This is a genomic window from Glaciimonas sp. PCH181 (genome assembly GCF_003056055.1).
In the GTDB taxonomy this organism is placed as follows: domain Bacteria; phylum Pseudomonadota; class Gammaproteobacteria; order Burkholderiales; family Burkholderiaceae_D; genus Glaciimonas.
Map to the genome: position 1 here is coordinate 2448848 of NZ_PYFP01000001.1, position 18106 is coordinate 2466953.

General features: G+C 50.2%; 16 protein-coding genes. 2 read left to right on the forward strand and 14 right to left on the reverse strand.

Annotated features, from left to right (window positions below; genetic code table 11):
* Positions 1–21: 21 nt before the first annotated feature.
* The 6 genes from C7W93_RS11190 to glnA form a co-directional block, all read right to left on the reverse strand.
* Positions 22–672, reverse strand: a complete 651-nt coding sequence (locus C7W93_RS11190) for a glutathione S-transferase (protein WP_108440074.1) — start codon at positions 670–672, stop codon at positions 22–24.
* Positions 669–1430 (reverse strand): metallophosphoesterase family protein, encoded by a 762-nt coding sequence (locus tag C7W93_RS11195; RefSeq protein ID WP_108440075.1) that lies wholly within the window; start codon positions 1428–1430, stop codon positions 669–671. Before C7W93_RS11195 ends, C7W93_RS11190 begins: the two co-directional genes overlap by 4 nt.
* Positions 1431–1532: 102 nt before the next feature.
* Positions 1533–3092, reverse strand: a complete 1560-nt coding sequence (gene ntrC, locus C7W93_RS11200) for a nitrogen regulation protein NR(I) (protein ID WP_108440076.1) — start codon at positions 3090–3092, stop codon at positions 1533–1535.
* A gap of 103 nt (positions 3093–3195) precedes the next feature.
* Positions 3196–4278: a nitrogen regulation protein NR(II) gene (gene glnL / locus C7W93_RS11205; RefSeq protein WP_201747194.1), complete on the reverse strand. Its 1083-nt coding sequence runs from the start codon at positions 4276–4278 to the stop codon at positions 3196–3198.
* A 359-nt stretch (positions 4279–4637) separates the two neighbouring features.
* Entirely contained in the window at positions 4638–5138 is a 501-nt protein-coding gene (locus C7W93_RS11210; protein ID WP_108440077.1) for a DUF4124 domain-containing protein, read from the reverse strand.
* 196 nt (positions 5139–5334) lie between these two features.
* Positions 5335–6753, reverse strand: coding sequence for a type I glutamate--ammonia ligase (glnA, locus tag C7W93_RS11215; RefSeq protein ID WP_108440078.1), 1419 nt, complete (start codon positions 6751–6753; stop codon positions 5335–5337).
* A gap of 516 nt (positions 6754–7269) precedes the next feature.
* Between glnA and C7W93_RS11220 the strand changes: the two genes are divergently transcribed.
* A complete protein-coding gene (locus C7W93_RS11220; RefSeq protein ID WP_108440079.1) occupies positions 7270–7734 on the forward strand; it encodes a rhodanese-like domain-containing protein in 465 nt (154 codons plus the stop codon).
* Positions 7735–8581: 847 nt separating this feature from the next.
* Here the strand turns inward: C7W93_RS11220 and C7W93_RS11230 are convergent.
* The 8 genes from C7W93_RS11230 to C7W93_RS11265 all read right to left on the reverse strand — a co-directional run bounded on the left by C7W93_RS11230 (position 8582) and on the right by C7W93_RS11265 (position 16906).
* Positions 8582–9505, reverse strand: coding sequence for a delta(1)-pyrroline-2-carboxylate reductase family protein (locus C7W93_RS11230; RefSeq protein WP_108440081.1), 924 nt, complete (start codon positions 9503–9505; stop codon positions 8582–8584).
* Positions 9506–9565: 60 nt separating this feature from the next.
* The gene (gene lhpH / locus C7W93_RS11235; RefSeq protein ID WP_108440082.1) at positions 9566–10576 is read right to left on the reverse strand and encodes a trans-3-hydroxy-L-proline dehydratase; all 1011 of its coding nucleotides are present in this window, start codon (positions 10574–10576) and stop codon (positions 9566–9568) included.
* Positions 10577–10685: 109 nt separating this feature from the next.
* Positions 10686–11813 carry a branched-chain amino acid ABC transporter substrate-binding protein gene (locus tag C7W93_RS11240; RefSeq protein WP_108440083.1) on the reverse strand — a complete coding sequence of 376 codons (1128 nt, stop codon included), beginning with the start codon at positions 11811–11813 and terminating at the stop codon, positions 10686–10688.
* A gap of 274 nt (positions 11814–12087) precedes the next feature.
* Positions 12088–12990 (reverse strand): transporter substrate-binding domain-containing protein, encoded by a 903-nt coding sequence (locus C7W93_RS11245; RefSeq protein ID WP_108440084.1) that lies wholly within the window; start codon positions 12988–12990, stop codon positions 12088–12090.
* 12 nt (positions 12991–13002) lie between these two features.
* Positions 13003–13776: an ABC transporter permease gene (locus tag C7W93_RS11250; protein WP_108440085.1), complete on the reverse strand. Its 774-nt coding sequence runs from the start codon at positions 13774–13776 to the stop codon at positions 13003–13005.
* Between the two features lie 179 nt (positions 13777–13955).
* A complete protein-coding gene (locus C7W93_RS11255; protein ID WP_225869876.1) occupies positions 13956–14912 on the reverse strand; it encodes an ABC transporter substrate-binding protein in 957 nt (318 codons plus the stop codon).
* 56 nt (positions 14913–14968) lie between these two features.
* On the reverse strand, positions 14969–15742 hold the full coding sequence (locus tag C7W93_RS11260; RefSeq protein WP_108440087.1) for an ABC transporter ATP-binding protein: 774 nt from the start codon (positions 15740–15742) through the stop codon (positions 14969–14971).
* A gap of 249 nt (positions 15743–15991) precedes the next feature.
* Positions 15992–16906 carry an SDR family oxidoreductase gene (locus C7W93_RS11265; protein WP_108440619.1) on the reverse strand — a complete coding sequence of 305 codons (915 nt, stop codon included), beginning with the start codon at positions 16904–16906 and terminating at the stop codon, positions 15992–15994.
* 57 nt (positions 16907–16963) lie between these two features.
* Here C7W93_RS11265 and C7W93_RS11270 point away from each other — a divergent pair, with 57 nt between their 5' ends.
* The gene (locus tag C7W93_RS11270; RefSeq protein ID WP_108440088.1) at positions 16964–17989 is read left to right on the forward strand and encodes a CDP-6-deoxy-delta-3,4-glucoseen reductase; all 1026 of its coding nucleotides are present in this window, start codon (positions 16964–16966) and stop codon (positions 17987–17989) included.
* Positions 17990–18106 lie beyond the last annotated feature (117 nt).

An 18106-nucleotide genomic window follows, 5' to 3' on the forward strand; every position in this document is an offset into this window, starting at 1 on the left:
TCAGGCGAATTATCGTGCGATTTAAGTTCCCGACGATGGCGTTTTTTCCATCACTGCGAGAAACAATGGCGATGCCAGCAAGTCGTCGAGCCAACGCATCACGTGCGCATGCGGACTGGGATTAGCGTAAAACCATTCTTTATCAACGTGCGCAAATTGTCGTACAAACGGAAATATGGCGATGTCCGCAAAGCTGATCTGATCGCGCATTAAATGGTGATGCAAGGCCAAACGATTGTTTAACGTTGTGAGAAATAAACTGCCCTGTTCGCGATAATAATGCGCGGGAAATGCGGGAAAGCGTTCTGCATATTTATAGCGATCGAGGTTCTGTTTAAACACCCCATCATTAATTGCAATTAACGCAGCCGCTTCTGCCGATAATGCGCCATGTTGATCCAGCCACCCTTGCGGATCATTGATCGCCAGCGCCCACCGCATGATGTCGAGACTTTCTTCGATCACGGTACCATCCAGTAATTGCAAGACCGGCACCGTTCCTTTCGGCGAACAATCCAGCATACTCTGTGGTTTATTGCGCAGGCTGACCTCATGCATATTTACGGCAACGCCGCTGACCTTGACTGCCAGCCGGGCGCGAATGGCATACGGGCAGCGGCGAAACGTATATAGCGTCGCGGCAGTGCTCACATGAGAAATCGCTGCACTCATATCGCGATCAATAGATTGGGATCGAACAAGGGATTTTCTGGCGTACCGTCACGCGCATAACCACGTGAATTGCAGACAACGCGGGTGTTTTTTACCTGATAATCCGAGCTGTCATGTAGGTGCCCGTGTACCCATAATGCAGGCGACCATTCGGCTAATCTTTCTGCGATATCGGAAACAAAACATGCATTAAGAGGCGACCCGGCGTAGCGCGGATGGATGCTGCTGGTGGTTGGTGCATGATGCGAAACGACCACGGTAGTGCCACTAAAAGGCTGCGCAAATTTTTGTTCCAGCCACGTGAGTGATGCATCAAAAATCTGTCGCGACATCAGCGGCGTAAATAACGCATCGTTAACCTCATCCATTTTGATTCGACTGAAATCGCGGACCAATTCGCTGGCCATGTTAATCGCGGCTTCACGCTCTTCAGAAGTTGATGATAAGCGAAAATCTGTCCATAACGTGCAACCAAGAAAGCGTACGCCATCCAGAATAATATCGTCCTTCTCCAGAATATGCACGTTGGTGCCAGCCGCCAATGCACGCAAAGAAGCCAGCGTGCCGGTCAGACTGCCGCCGTAATATTCGTGATTGCCGGGAACATAGATTACCGGGACGCTGAACTGGCTGGCCCAGGCGATTGCCTGCTGTGGGCGGGCAATATCGCCTGCCAAAATCACCACATCGGCATTGGTGACAGGCGCGGCCATGTCGGCGACGGTAAGGTGCAAATCGGACAAGATAGCAAGTTGCATTTTTCACTCTATCAAATGAACAGCTTGCTATTTTACTGTTGTCCGACCGGTTCCACCGTTGAATGGATAAAACTGTGCGACCAATAACGTGATTAATGAAGCTTAATCATCCTTTGCGCCAGCTATCCCCAATTCCTGAATCTTGCGGGTGATGGTATTACGGCCGATGCCGAGTCGGATAGCCGCATCGTTTTTACGGCCATGCGTATGTTTCAGGGCAATTTTAATGAGCGCGGATTCGAACTGCCGTCCCAGCACGTCCATGACATCGGTGTCACCGCTGGTCAACATGGTGGCAGCTTCGGCTTCCAGCAGCGTAATCCAGGTGCGACCATCGGCACCGGTCATGAATGACCCCGCTTCGGATGACTCAACCGAACGTCGTGTTTCGTCGTGACCGGCAGTCGTCGCGTGTGGCGAAGAATGCGAATCGAACGCTGTCGATCCCGGTGCGGCCACATTGATTGGGTGGCTGGAGCTGATCGTATCACCGCTTAATGGCCGCTCGTTTTGTTCGAGCAGTTCTTGCGGCAGATCCTTGATTTCCACCGTTTGTCCGGGGGCCATCACGGTGATCCAGTTGCAGAGGTTTTCTAGTTGCCGCACGTTGCCGGGCAAATCCAGGCCGCTGATAAAACGCATTGCACCATCGGAGACGCGCTTGCTTTCTACGCCCAGTTGTTTGGCACTTTGACTGAGAAAATGGCGCGTTAGAATTGGAATATCTTCGCGCCGTTCACGCAGACTAGGCAAGCGCAGGCGAATAACATTTAAGCGGTGATACAAGTCTTCGCGGAACAGGCCTTCGCGAACGCGCGTTTCCAGATTTTGATGGGTAGCGGCAATTACACGAACGTTGGCTTTCATCGATTGATGACCGCCGACGCGATAAAAATGTCCATCCGACAAAACCCGCAATAAACGTGTCTGCAAATCAAATGGCATATCGCCAATTTCATCCAGAAACAACGTGCCGCCTTCGGCTTGTTCAAAGCGACCGCGTCGGGATGCTTGCGCGCCGGTGAACGCGCCGCGCTCATGACCGAACAATTCTGACTCAAGTAAATCTTTTGGAATCGCCGCGGTGTTTAATGCGATAAAAGGTTGCGATGCGCGTGGGCTGTGCTTGTGTAAAGCGCGTGCAACGAGTTCTTTTCCCGTGCCTGATTCGCCGGTGATCAGCACCGTGACATGCGATTGAGATAGCCTTCCGATAGCGCGAAAAACATCTTGCATTGCCGGAGCCTGACCGAGTATTTCCGGCGTCTCGGCAGTGGCTTGTTCGACATTGATTTCACGCAGACTTTCTTCTAGCGCACGGCGAATAAGTTCGACCGCTTTTTCCAGATCAAAGGGCTTGGCAAGATACTCAAAAGCACCGCCCTGAAACGCCGCGACAGCAGAATCAAGATCAGAAAATGCAGTAATAATGATGACTGGAATGCCAGGGTGCTGCGCTTTAATTGTTTGCAACAATTCTAGTCCGGAGGCCCCAGGCATGCGGATGTCGGACACCAATACTTGCGGTGTACTGGTTTGCAATGCATCCATCGCATCGCGTGCATTTGAAAAACTTCTGGTAACCAGGTTTTCACGTGCCAGGGCTTTTTCAAGCACCCATCGTATTGATTCGTCGTCGTCAACAATCCAGATTGGTTTCATATATTCCCGGCTTCAATAATCTTGCAGTTGGCATTCTGTAATATGGGAGCACCGCGACTCTCCCGCTTATATTGCCTTACTGCACGTGCATGCACGCGTAGCATTAAGGAAGCGGTATTAACACTCTGAAATCGGTGTACCCCGGCCGACTTTCGCATTCAATTACCCCCATGTGCTGCTGTACAAAGGTTTGTGCCAGTGTCAGTCCTAAACCACTGCCACCATCACGCCCTGATACTAATGGATAAAAAATACGTTCCTGAATGTCGGCTGGAATACCCGGTCCGTTATCGGTGATATGCAAGTCTAATGCCAGCCGATATCGGACCTTGGCTAACGTGACCTGACGCACGACTCTGGTCTGAAAAGTCAGATCGGCGTCACCGCTGCGAATGCGATCAACTAAGGCTTGCGCCGCGTTATGCGCGATATTTAATATCGCTTGAATCAGCTGTTCTTTATCGCCACGAAATTGCGGGATTGATAAATCGTAATCGCGTTTGATAGTCAGGCCGTGCGGAAATTCAGCGACCATCAGACTACGCACGCGTTCACATACTTCGTGAATATCGACGTCGCCAACGATGTGCGCCAGACGATGCGGGGCCAGTAAACGATCTACCAATGTTTGCAGGCGATCCGCTTCTTTAATGATGACTTGTGTGTATTCGCGCAACTCTTTCAGGTGCCGCTCTGGTAATTCCAGTTCCAGCAATTGCGCCGCGCCACGAATACCGCCAAGGGGGTTTTTAATTTCATGCGCAAGATTGCGAATCAACTCTTTATTAACCTGACTTTGGTCTAGCAAACGTTCTTCTCTTTCGAGCTTGAGTTGCTGGGTATTTTCACGCATTTCAATCAGGACTGGCGTGGCAGGATTATCGACCGCGGTAGCAATGGTATCGACCCATAACGGTTCGCGACCGAGGCGATCCAGGATTAAATCCTGCCGTAAATCATCAAATTGATGGGCCAGCGCCTGCTGAAATACGGCGGCAAGCTGGGCGCCATTCAAAAATAATTCGGTCAACTTTTGATGCCGTAGCGCTTTGATCGAACTTTCCAGCAGAATTTCTGCCGCCGGATTGGCATATACAATGCGCCCTTCGCGGTCCAATAACAGGACCGCCGAGGCTAATAATTCAAGTCCGTCGGTCGCTGAGGGTCCAGCAGTTTTGATTGGCATGCTAAAAATCTCTTGTTAAGTAATACGATGACGATGAAGTAACGCTGAGAGAAGATGTCTTCCTGTTGCGCACTATCGATATCTTTGGATACGGAGTATGTCTCGACAAGCCATTTGGCAGCGTTTCTCTGAAAAGGCTAGCGCCTGGTCGAAAATCACGTGAAATCTGGCATTGCATCGTTCATTTTTTGTAAGGCCTATCCGGGTGCACTGCGATCAATCTACTCCACAATTTGGTGCAGTTTGATGCTTTAGGGTGCACGTCTTGTTAATGCTCACCATAATAGCCATAAAACAAAAGCCGCATAGGCGGCTTTATATAAGCAAACTTGATACCAAGGACTGTCTATCCCGGGCTGTTACTTCAAATTCGACAATTCGCGGTTTAAGGCTTCAATATTTTTTTGGGTACGCGCCAGTTCGTCTTTCATTAATGCCACCCGATCCTGATATTTGGCATAGTTGCGCTCATTACCCTGACGTTCTGGAACGCCGTTGTTGTAGTCTTTTTCCTGACCTGCCAACTTCTGCTGCTCTGAGCGCAGTTCGTCTTGCAAAATCTGACGGCGATCGTTGTCGCGCGCTTTTTGGGTGCCGCCATCTACTTTAGGAAAATTTGGCGGTGTCGCTGGCTGCGGTTTTGATGCTGCGCCACCACTTGCAGCGGGAGGAAGTACCGGCGCCGTCACGGTCAATGGCGGCAAATTAACTTTCTTGCAGCCTTTGGTATCGCCGGTATTTTTATATTCTTTAGTGCCATTTCCATCTACGCAAAGATAGATATTGCTTTGGGCCTGGGCCGTCCCACTAATAGCACTAATGGCAGCAACTATCAGAATTCCCGTAATGAGGTGCTTCATAGACTCTCTTCGCAATGCAATGAAGTTACTAGTTTATGTCAAACATGGCGATCATGACAAACCAGCAAAGTATTCTTACAAACTACCGTCGTTTCTATAGCGTCCCGACAAAATAAAAGGACGGGAAAAGCAGGCTTTTCCCGTCCTTTTTGCATCTGAATTCGCCTCAGACTATACGTTGAGGCATGAATGCAATTTACAGCGAATAGTACATGTCAAATTCAATCGGGTGCGTCGCCATACGGAAACGCTGTACTTCTTGCATTTTCAGTTCCAGATAAGCATCGATCATGCTGTCGCTGAACACACCACCGCGTGTCAGGAACTCACGATCCTTGTCCAAGGCTTCCAACGCTTCTTCCAACGAGGCGCAGACGGTTGGGATCAATTTATCTTCTTCTGGCGGCAAATGGTACAAATCTTTCGAAGCTGCTTCGCCCGGATGGATTTTGTTTTGCACGCCATCCAAACCAGCCATCAGCAATGCTGAGAAGCACAGGTATGGGTTAGCCAGTGGATCTGGGAAACGGGCTTCAACGCGACGACCTTTTGGGTTCGAAACGTGTGGAATACGGATCGAAGCAGAACGGTTACGCGCTGAGTAAGCCAGCTTGACCGGTGCTTCGTAACCTGGAACCAAACGCTTGTAAGAGTTAGTGCCTGGGTTAGTAATCGCGTTCAGTGCTTTTGCATGCTTGATGATACCGCCAATGTAGTACAGGGCGAATTCCGACAAACCTGCATAGCCGTCGCCTGCGAACAGGTTCTTGCCATCTTTCCATACGGATTGGTGAACGTGCATACCGGAGCCGTTATCGCCAACGATAGGCTTAGGCATGAAAGTAGCCGTTTTGCCATAGGTGTGCGCAACGTTCCAGACCACGTATTTCAGATTTTGGGTCCAGTCAGCGCGCTCTACCAATGTCGAAAACTTGGTGCCGATTTCATTTTGACCAGCGCCAGCGACTTCGTGGTGATGCACTTCAACCGGGATACCGAGGGATTCCAGGATCAGACACATTTCCGAACGCATATCTTGGAAGCTGTCGACTGGTGGTACTGGGAAGTAACCGCCTTTGACTGTTGGACGATGACCTGTATTGCCGTTTGGCAGCTTGGCACCAGTGCTCCATGACGCTTCTTCCGAACCGATCTTGACGAACGAACCCGACATGTCGGATGCATCCCAACGGACGCTGTCGAAAATGAAGAATTCTGGCTCTGGGCCGAAGTAAGCAGTGTCGCCCATGCCGGACGATTTCAGATACGCTTCAGCGCGCTTGGCGATCGAGCGTGGATCACGGTCGTAACCTTTGCCATCCGATGGTTCGATGACGTCACATTGCATGAACAATGTGGTTTCTTCCATGAATGGATCGATATTGGCGGTGTTTGGATCTGGAATCAGGATCATGTCTGATGCTTCGATACCCTTCCAGCCAGCAATTGAAGAACCATCAAAAGCATGACCGGACTCAAACTTGTCCATATCAAAATGGGAAACAGGGACAGTTACGTGCTGCTCCTTGCCTCTGGTATCAGCAAAGCGAAAATCAACGAACTTTACTTCGTTGTCTTTGACCATCTTCAAGACTTCTGCGGCCGTCATTGCCATGTGAAACTCCTAGTATCAGAAAGTAGTGCTACCGTTGTCGATAAGTTTAAATAGATGCAAAATATTGCTGTCTTTGGTGCAAATACGTGTACCGGGGAACCGCCGAATTTTACACCCGACTATTACACGCTAGCCGCGCATGCGCGATCCAACAACCCACCGATACCACAAGAAAACAATCCAACTGAATTCAACGGGGAATGATAGCAGAATCCATGCCACCATCCGCCACTCCGCGATTGCTTATTCGCTGAGCGTATTTGCTTGATTGAGCAGCACATTGCAGCGATAAAGCGGCCCAAGGTACCAATTTGGGAGCAGGAATGGTTTATTTAGCGCTCCATCGTAGGGCGCGATAGGATTTAGGCACCAATTTAGTGCGATAAATAATTCCAATAACTTATTTGCCCTATATTAGTGCGCAACACTAATCCGAATTTTATCGACTTCTTTTTTCGGTCTTATAATACATTTCATCGCTTACCTTCAAAACGCCCCTCTATCAGGAGATTCAATATGCCTACTGCCGCAGAACTGCTCGAGATTGGCCGTCAACGTGGCCAAACCGGTAAATTGCCCTACGCCGGGGCACTCACGCCTGCAGAAACCTACGCGCTTCTGCAAGCTAATCCAGGCGCAATATTGGTCGATGTGCGCACCAATGCCGAACGCGATTGGGTCGGACGCGTCGCGATTAACGAAAAACAACACGCCGCAGTGCAATGGACGCAATATCCAGGCGGCGCGCCAAATCCTAACTTTCTGAGCCAATTAGCGCAAATCGCTGAGAAAGGAACGATTCTGGTATTTCTTTGCCGTTCTGGCGTGCGCTCGCAACATGCTGCGACGCTGGCCAGCCAACACGGATATAGCAACAGTTTTGATATTCTGGAGGGATTTGAAGGTAATAAAGATGCGGACGGACATCGTAAAACTGTCGGTGGATGGTGCAAGGCGGGCTTGCCTTGGACGGGCGCTTAAACTGCATTCTTTTAAACCGTCAGCTGCATAAAACACACTCGCCTTATATGACAACGTCGCCCGCTAATTTCGAGGGCGACGTTCATATTGCAAAGCTGCTAAACAGTCAGCGCGTGCAAGCAGGAGAATGCGGATAAGCAATGTCGTAAACTCTTTAAACCGGGATTTTGCGTGCAGCTAATCCACATCTGCGCGCACATTAATTACTTAGTGTCCTATAGCTCTGTCATCCACGGTCCGCATTTGATGCGCTTGTCTATACGCATCCAGGGTTTTGCCTTCACTTCTGGCAACCCGTGCCTGTACTAAGGGGTCATCATAACGATTCATCATAGATTGGTCGGTGCCAGGGATAGGGATCATGACAGGTGCAGCAGACGGCATCATTGGTGCTGATGAATCCATCGGTGCTGTGGAATCCATAGGCGGCATGGGAGCCATTGGTTGTGCCATAGGCGCCATTCCTGGAGCAGTATCACTCGACGGATCTGGTGCCGTTGTCTGGGCTACAGCGGCAGTGGCACAAACTGCAATGGCAGAGGCCAGTAATAGGTTGCGTAACGTTAGCATAAGAACTCCTTAAAAATGAAGCATCGCCTTCCAAAATAAGGGATGCAGGACACGGAGAATCAAGAATCCGCGATGGCAGGCTAATACGCCGTGCGTATGCAGAAATGCAAAACAGGCTCCTGATAGACCGCGCCTCAAAAAATAAAGTTCAATGCTTATTTGAAAAACGTGATTAGAAACAATTGCTTACAAACCCAATACAGTAGCCATTCGGCTACAAAACACTGTTGTTTTGATTACCGGTTTGCAAGTTTTATAACCACCGATTTGCGGGCTTTTAGCGCGTCAGAGATGCAATCGCAACACGTGCTGCAGCCAGATCCCAAGCGGCGTGACCGACGGTTTTAAAGACCGGCAACGGCGTGGTTTCAGGCCACGGTTGTTGCACGATTTCCGGCAACTCACGGACCGCCGACCAATCAATTTTCGCTTGCAATAAATCCCCTGCTTCGTGTTTGGCGCCGGCTAAATAATCTACGACAACGGTGCGTGAATGTAACAGTTCCGCCGGAAATTCGACCATATCCGGCTTGAACGCACCGACACCGATTGCCAACGTATTGGCGCCGATATCCGCAGGAATTACCGCTGTGCGCGACGTCGTTAAAGCAATCACAACATCGGTAGCTGGGCATTCTGTGTTTAATGTATCAGCAGCAATCGGATGCGCTGTCACTTGTGGATACCGACGCTGTAACGCTGCACAAAATTCCTGTGTTTTAGCCAGATCACGCGCCGCAATCCAAAATGTTTTGACACCAAAATAGTCCACCAACGCATCTGCATGCGCTTCGGCCTGAACGCCAGTGCCGATCAATAATGCGGATGTTGGTTTGCGTGGCAGCAAGGTTTCGATGCCCAGCAAAGTCACTGCTGCCGTGCGTCGCGCCGACACCACCGGACCATCGAGCAACGCCAGTCGCCGACCTGTACCAGTTTCAAATACCACCAGCTCACCCTGAATCGCAGGGAGTTGGTGCGCAGCATTGTTGGCGTGAACGGTGATCAGTTTGGTGACACTAAGCTCGGCACCAATAGCGGGCATGCATAACAACACACTCGCCGGATCGATCTCTACGACCATGCGTTCTGGCGCATTGATCTGACCTTCTTGTAGTTGCTTTGCAGCCAGCGCGATGGCCGCCACTAACGCCGAATAAGGCAGTGCTGCTGCGGTCTGTTGCGCGTTAAGGATATGCATGTTTTTCTCTGCTTTTGAAGCTGTGTGATGAAGGAGGATTAGCGATGTCGCTGAGGTTGTCTATCGTAAAAAGAAACCGACCGGAAACGGATCGGTATCTTCCAACACCCATTGATTAAAGCCCATGATGTGCGCGTTGCCGGTCACTTCAGTTATTGCCGCATCAAAGTCGCCAACTTTAGTCGTGCCAATCACGCGCACGCTAAAACAACTGCCGACAATACTTTCATTTACCAGCGGCTGATTCAGCGCCAATCGGCCTCTCAAAAATAATTGTGCAGCGCGGCCAGAAGTGCCAGTGCCAGTCGGCGAACGATCTACTTCGCGGTCGGCAAAAATACAAACGTTGGCTTGATCGGCCGCTGGATTGTTGGGTGCGCCATCGACGATCGTGCCATATAACGTATTCAGGCCTAATTCAATCGGATGCTGAATACTCACCTTGGCTTTTACCGCTGCTTTGGTTTCTGCACCCAATTGAATTAACGTGCGTACTTGTTCTGGCTTGATTTGGACCTTGGCCTGATCGGCGTTGATGTAGTAATAGAAAGCACCACCGAAGACGATATCGCCGGTGATTTTGCCAAAGCCGGGGGTTTCTACTTCCAGATCGCGTTGATAGATAAATGCCGGGACATTGCGGAAAGTCACATTGCCGACGCGGGTGCCATCCCATTCGACCTGCGCTTCAATAAATCCGGCGGGCGTATCAAAGCCAACGCGGGTCAACGGAATCGTGCGTTCAACGTGATGCAATTCAACCAATACTTTCCCGAGCGCGATGATGCCGTGTCCGCACATATCGCTATAGCCTTCGTTGTGTATGAAGATCACGCCAAAGTCTGCCTGTGGCGTGACTGCGGGCAACAAATACGCGCCATACATATCGGCATGACCGCGTGGCTCATTCATCAAAAATTGCCGCACATCGTCGCGATTCTGCTCTAACCACGAACGGCGCTCAAGTATGGTCGCGCCGGGTACTGGCGGAAGACCGGAGATGACGATCCGCAAAGGCTCGCCGCCGGTATGCGCATCGACGGTATGAATGGTTTGTGTATAGCTCAACATAATGTTGCTTTCTAAATGAAAATGTCGTCCCCGAGATTCCGGTGACGACATTTTATAGTTCAGGACGACACCTGTTCAGGTGTCGTCCATTTTTAAGTGCATACGTGTATTAATAGCTGGTCAATGCGACTGGCAAACCATCTTTGAAGCGGAACACGGTCACAGGCGATTGTTTCAAATCGCGATTAGCATCGAACTCATACATACCGGCAACGCCTTTGTATTTGATCTTGGCCAATGCTGCAACGTATTGTTTCGGGTCGACTGAATTGGCTTCTTTCATGGCTTGCGCCACGACCATCATGCCGTCGTAAAACGATGCTGCGTAGGTTTCAGCAGGACGATTGAAACGCTTCTGATAATCAGCTGCAAAAGCTTTACCTGCAGCTAGTTTATCGAGCATCGCGCCACCTTGGGTGCAATACACTTTATCCGTGACAGCATCGCCGCCCAAACGTCCCATTTCCGGTGCGCAAATACCATCACCGCCCATAAATATGACATTTAAGCCCAGTTGTTTCATTTGACGGCTCATTGGGCCGCCTTGTGGCGAATAGCCGCCGTAGAAAATGCCGTCTGGTTTTTTCGATTTAATAGAGGTCAGGATCGCGGTGAAATCAGTCGCTTTATCGTTCGTGAAATCAGTGCTGACAACTTTGATGCCGTTGGCTTTGGCGACTTTTGCAAATTCTTCTGCAACGCCCTGGCCGTAGGCGGTACGGTCATCAATGATCGATACCTGCTTCAGCTTCAGTTCTTTGGCTGCATACAGCGCCATTTTGCCGCCGAGTTGGCTATCGCTTGCTGCGACGCGGAACACGTTGTTAAAGCCTTGCTGCGTAATTTTGGGGTTCGAAGCCACTGTCGCCATTACCAGACCCGCGTCGTTATAAACCCGCGAGGCCGGAATAGTCACGCCAGAGTTGTAAGGTCCGATGATCGCTTTGACATGCATATCGACCAGTTTCTGGGCAACGCCGACGCCTGAACGTGGATCGGCCTGATCGTCTTCCATGACAGCTTCAAATTTGATTTTCTTACCGCCGATGACCATGCCTTGGGTATTCAACTTGTCGATTGCCATCTGCAACCCACCTTGATTGTCTTTACCCGCTTGCGCTTGCGCGCCTGTCAATGGGCTACTAAAACCGATCTGAACTGTTTGTGTCTCCTGCGCCATAGCCAGCGCTGGCAGCGCTGCTAACATCACCATCATTAATTTGGTCCGTGCGTACATGGTTTTCCTTTCGTCCGTCTGTGAATGTTAATTTTTATAGTAGTCACATACAACCTATGTGTATGCATTTTCGTTATAAGCTAATTCAGAATGCAATCCTAGCAGGGTAAAGGCCGCATTTAATTTTTTTGTACGACAACTTCTCCATAGATTAAATGGTGAAGTGGCAAGATTAACGAGATTTACAGGGGCTAGGACAGCTAAATAAGACTGTTTTTCACAACCTAAAAACAGCAGCGTCCGGGAGGGATTATTTTGGAAGAATGGCTAAAATTTAATGGCAATCTGGGACGTTTTGATCCAAATAGACCTCAAAAGCGACTGCATTGACCCATTTTTTACGCGTAGCAGCCCAATTTCCGTTGACGTTCCACTCGCGCAACAAGCCTGACACCGCATTGCGCAGACCGTCATCTTCAGAGCGCGATACCCAGACCAGACTTGTGCCCGGCCCGTCTAACGGCAAACTAGCCGAAAACTTCTTCCATTCGGGCAGTTTCAACATCTCGTCGAGCATTGCATCATCGTGCACGGTAGCATCGCAAGTGCCGACGCGTAGGGCCAATAATGCATCGGCTGGCGCTTTTACCACTTTTTCACGCGCGCCATAACGCGTCTGCAAAATGCCGAGATAAGGACTGCCCTCAGAAACGCAAACGCTGCGACCTTTCAGGTGCGACCACTGTTTGATGTCTGTATCTGAACGCATGATGAGTTTGGGTTGGGCCTGATAGCCCGTCGTTACTACCTTCGCGGTCAGCCGCACACGGGCAATCTCGGCATCGGACAAGCGCAACAACCAACCATCGACTTTGCCGGATTGTAGTAATTGAAGGCGATTCCTGGGCGTTACCCGCACTGTCGATACGCTGACATTCAGGCGTTTAGCCAAGGCTTCGGCGACCTCACCATCGACGTTTTCCGGTGTTCGAAATTTCTGACCAGCCGCGTAGATTGGGCCAACGTAGGCAATGCCAACGATCACATGCCCCCGTTGTTTGATACGACCGATTACGTCGCTGGCATGGGCAGGTTGCAGCGATACTGCTGCTGCGATGTAAATAGAAGTGAGGCCTACACCTACTGAAGAGATTCGCCCCGCCAACGTCGGTAAACGCGCAAAAATTGACGTACACAAAATACGCAATATCCACCAACGGGGCAGCAGAGTTTTCATGATTCCAGCAGTTTATACGTATTGATAGCGCAATAAGCGATGCTTCAATTTCTCTAAAATAAACTGATCGATCAGCGCAGCCAGAATCGCAATCACCAGAATATTCGTCATCACACCAATCATGTCAGCGGTTTCACCGGAATACGCCAATGCGCGTCCCAGTCCTTTGCCAAAACCAATCAGCATTTCTGCCGATATCAGCGCGCGCCACGCATTGCCAAAGGCCAGTTGCGCACCAGTAATCAGTTCCGGCATCACAGCTGGCAGATACACCCGTTTCAACATATCCCAACGGTTTGCGCCCATCACCCGTGCAGCAGAGACGTGTACTTGCTGCACACTTTCTGTGGCGTTCATCACACTTAACGCTGCGGGAAAAAAAGCTGCGATTGCCACTACAACGATGATCGGCAAATTACCGAAGCCCATCAAAATCAGGAATAACGGCACCCAGGCGATTGAGGGGATGGACTGCAAAATAATGATCGCGGATTTCAATACTTCGCGGAAGAAAAACAATACCGCGCCTATCAATCCAAACCCAATACCGAGAATCAACGCGGAGGCGTAGCCAATCCCTAAACGGGTCAGACTTCCCCATAACGCGGTACGAAACTCAGGCGACTGTATTTCTTCCCACAACCGATGCAGCACAGGCAACACGCCAGGCATTAAGTAGGATGGCAAAGACCAGGCGGCGATTTGCCAGCCAAACAAAATACAAACAATCGCCAGCGCCATCGCCAACTTTTTCCGATAACCAGCAACACGATGCGGAGAACTCATAAGTTAATTCAAATACGCTTCAAAGTACGATGGCCGGCTAACTGCCGGCCATCGTGATTAAAAATATACAAACTTACACAACAACGAAAAAACAAATCATATTCGCGCCGATATTATTGGCCGCTATTGTCTGCCTTACCAATGACATTAATCACCGCGATTATCGAACATTAAGACAATTACAACTTACGCGCCTTTTGCCAATCCAGATCAATAATGCCATTCACGTCAAAAGGTTTACCGTCTTTGGTTTTCAACGAACCCTGATCTTGCAAAATATTTGCCAACTCCTGCATGCGCGATAATTCTTTCGAAGTTAACGCTGCGCTAAAAGTCTGGGTTTTAATCGCATCGGCAATCACGACATCGCGTGGCAAGTCGCCATGCTTCAATGTTTTCAGCGTTGGCTCTGCAATAAAATAACTAGAGATCAATTTCGATCCCGCAACCGGATCCTTCGTCAGCAATTGAATCGCTTCACGCTGTGCATCCAGCGATTTCCAGACTGCATCACGGCGCTTGGTCAACGTCTCGCCAGAAGTAATCACGACCATGCAAGGGAAAGGCCAGACTGCGCCAACTTCATAAATCTGGGTAACCGGCGCGACCAATTTGGCAATACTGGCTTGCGGCTCGAACAAAAATGCAGCGTCGACGCGTTTGCCGACCAGCGATTGCACTGCCACTTGCGGGCTGACGCCGACGATGTTGATGTCGTCCGCTTTGAGACCGGCATTTTTCAGCGTTACACCTTTCAGTACGGTGTCGGCAGTGCTGCCTTCAGCCTGCGATGCCAGTGTTTTTCCTTTGAGGCCAGCCACATCCTTGATGCCGCTGTCATCACGCACGACTATCGCATGATAACCGTGTTGCGCACCGGCGATAACTTTCAGATCCGCGCCTTTTGAGGCCCAAGCGACAGCGTTAGTAAAACCCAATACGCCAGTATCCATCTGACCGCCGACGATGGCTTTAATCAGATCGGTGCCAGATTTAAACTCAACCAGTTCGACCTCAAGACCATGTTTTTTATAAAATCCACCTTCAAATGCCGCAATTGCTTGGGCGTCATCCATTACCCGCAAATAGCCGATCTTGAATTTTTCAGCGGCATTGGCCTGACTAGTCAGCGCCATGCTCAATGTCAACAGAGCCGGGATTAATAACAATTTCTTAAAATTCAGATTGAGGCTCATACACCAACTCCTTCAAGGGTTTTTGACAGTTCGTCTTGATCGGCATGAATGCCGAGCAAGCATAAAATTTCTCGACGCACTGTCGAAAACTCGGACAGATCGTGGGTCTTTTCGTGGTGAGTCAGATTGAACTCACGCAGCACTTTGGCGGGACGTGGGCTGAACACCAGAATTCGGTCCGCCAGAAACAACGCTTCATCAACATCGTGCGTCACTAGCAGTACGGTTGGCCGCTCGGCACGAATCAATTGGCGCAGCGCGTCTTGCAATGTCATCCGGGTCAGCGCATCGAGCGCGCCGAAAGGCTCGTCTAATAACAGCGCCTGCGGTTTGGTAATAAAAGCCCGCGCCAGCGCCGCACGTTGGCGCATGCCGCCGGAAACCTGATGCGGATAGTAAGCCTCAAAACCTTGTAAATTCACCTTCTCCAGCCATGCGCGCGCTTGCGTACGTGCGGCCGCTTTGCCCATTTTTTGCAACTCTAACGCCAAGGAAACGTTGGCCTCTAACGTTAGCCATGGGTATAGCGCGTTCTCTTGAAACATCAACATCCGCTCGGGATGCGGGCGGGTTATTTTTTTACCGTCAGCCAAGACGCTGCCGCTGCTGGCCTCAGCTAAACCAGCCGCAAGATGTAATAACGTTGATTTGCCACAACCGGAGGGGCCGACCAATGCGACCAACTCACCGTCTTCGATCTCGCAATTGAAATCGTCAACGACCGGTAAGCCAGAATATTGTTTATGAACGTGATTAAAAGATAACTTCATCAGTGATAAGCGATTATTTAACTTTGTGATAGCGGTGAATGGACAAACAGGTGGCGAGATATTGATTTTATTATTCGGCCTAAACCTGAATTACTGCGCGGCAAGTATATAAGGAATGCTTTTTTACTCACAGCACTTTATCCACGATAACCGGCATCGACAAGAACTTTTAGGTTCTATACTTATGTAAAAAACGCGTAACGGACTCGTCTTAAGCATTTTTTAAGTTTTTACTTAATAATAATTTGCTTATTCGACAGCATTATCCATTGCATCCGCAGCCATCCGCACCAGCGCTGTCTGAACACTCGGATAACGCAAACGCACGCCCAACTCCGCTTTAATTCGCCGATTTTCCAAACGGCGTGACTCTGACATAAATGACAGCAACATCGGCGACACCTGCTGCGCCAGTTCTGCACGCGGTAAACGCGGTGCAGGTGGATAACCGTAAGCGTCTGCTACTGCATCAAAATAAGCGGCCATTTTTATCTCAGAATCATCGACTGCATGATACACACGCGATGGCGCGGCCTTAAAAATTACTGAAAAGATAATCTGCGCCAGATCATCTGCATGAATATGGTTGGTATACACATCATCTTCAGCGATTAGCGCGGGAGTACCTTTTTTAAGCCGTTCGATCGGCAACCGGTTAGCAGCATAAATTCCCGGCACGCGCAGAATCGACAAACGCCCTGAACGGCGTTTTGCCCAAGCGCGCAAGACTTGCTCCGCATCGACGCGGCGTTGGGCACGGGGATTATGGGGATTGACCGGATGGGTCTCGTCAATCAAGCGTCCATCGCAGTCGCCATACACGCCACTTGTACTGATATAAACAAGCGTTGTCCGCTCGGGTAAAATAGCGGCCAGATTACGCGTGCGCTGATCTTTACTACCCGTCGATTGCGGCGGTGCCAGATGCACAACAATCTGCGCCAACCGACTCAAACGCGCCAAAGTATGTGGTTGATCGAGATCGGCCAGCACCGGATGCGCACCGGCGGCGCGTAACTCGTCAAATCGGGCAGTCTGGCTAGTGACCGCAAAGACTCTGAAGCGATGCTGCAACAATGGCAACAATCGCATACCAACGTCGCCGCAGCCAAGTATCAATACGCGCGGCTTACCAAATACTGGCGCAGGTTTAATTGGCGCCATTCCAGCCGTTTTATCGGCAACCGAATTTTGTATTAATTTTTTCATGGTCAGGATTGTATGAGTTTTCAGGTAACTGTTCAGCCGAGTGGTCGGCAATTCACTTGTGACGAGAGCGAAACCATTTTGAGCGCGGCGATACGCGCTAACGTGGGCTTGCCTTACGGTTGCAAAAATGGCGCGTGTAGCTCATGCAAAGGCAAGCTGATTGCTGGCAGCGTCACCCATAGCGCCCATCAGGAAAAAGCCTTGCCAGCCAGCGAAGAAGCGTTGGGTTTCTCGCTCTTTTGCTGCGCTACGCCGCATTCCGACATCACCATTGAAGCCCGCGAAGTTGCCGGTGTTGGCGAATTTCCGATCCGCAAAATGCCCACCCGTATCGCCAAAATCGACAAAGTCACCGAGGATGTCATCGTTTTATCGCTGCAACTGCCCGCTAGCGAGCGCTTTCAATATCGGGCCGGTCAATATATCGAATTTATGCTGCGCGACGGCAAACGCCGTAGTTATAGCATGGCAAACGCGCCGCATAACGACGCGCAGATTACGTTGCACATCCGCCACATGCCGGGCGGCTTATTTACCGATCAGGTATTTTCGACGTTGAAAGAGCGCGATATTTTGCGCTTTGAAGGGCCGCTCGGCACCTTTTTCCTACGCGAAGACTCGGTCAAACCGATTATTTTGCTAGCTTCGGGCACCGGCTTCGCCCCGATCAAAGCCATCATCGAACAAATGATCCATAACGCCTCTGCGCGCCCAATGACGCTATATTGGGGCGGACGCCGTCCCCAGGATCTGTATATGGATGCGCAGTGCGAAGAATGGGCGCGCAGCGTCCCCAACTTTACCTATGCGCCAGTGATATCGAACGCCGAACCAGAAGATCGATGGACTGGCCGCAGCGGCTTCGTGCATCAGGCTGTCATAGCAGACTTCGCCGATTTATCGGACTACCAAGTCTATGCTTGCGGTGCACCCATCGTTGTGGAATCAGCACAACGCGACTTTGTTGCCCTGTGCAAATTGCCTGCCGAAGAGTTTTATGCAGACGCGTTTACGTCCGAAGCAGACTTGTCTCAATAAGCGTTGTCATCAAAAAGTCTTAAAAAACTTTTTGACGCATGCCATAAAAGGCCCTAGTATTAACGCAATGAACACAATCACTAAACATTTGCGACGCCGTACCCCGCTACCCCCATC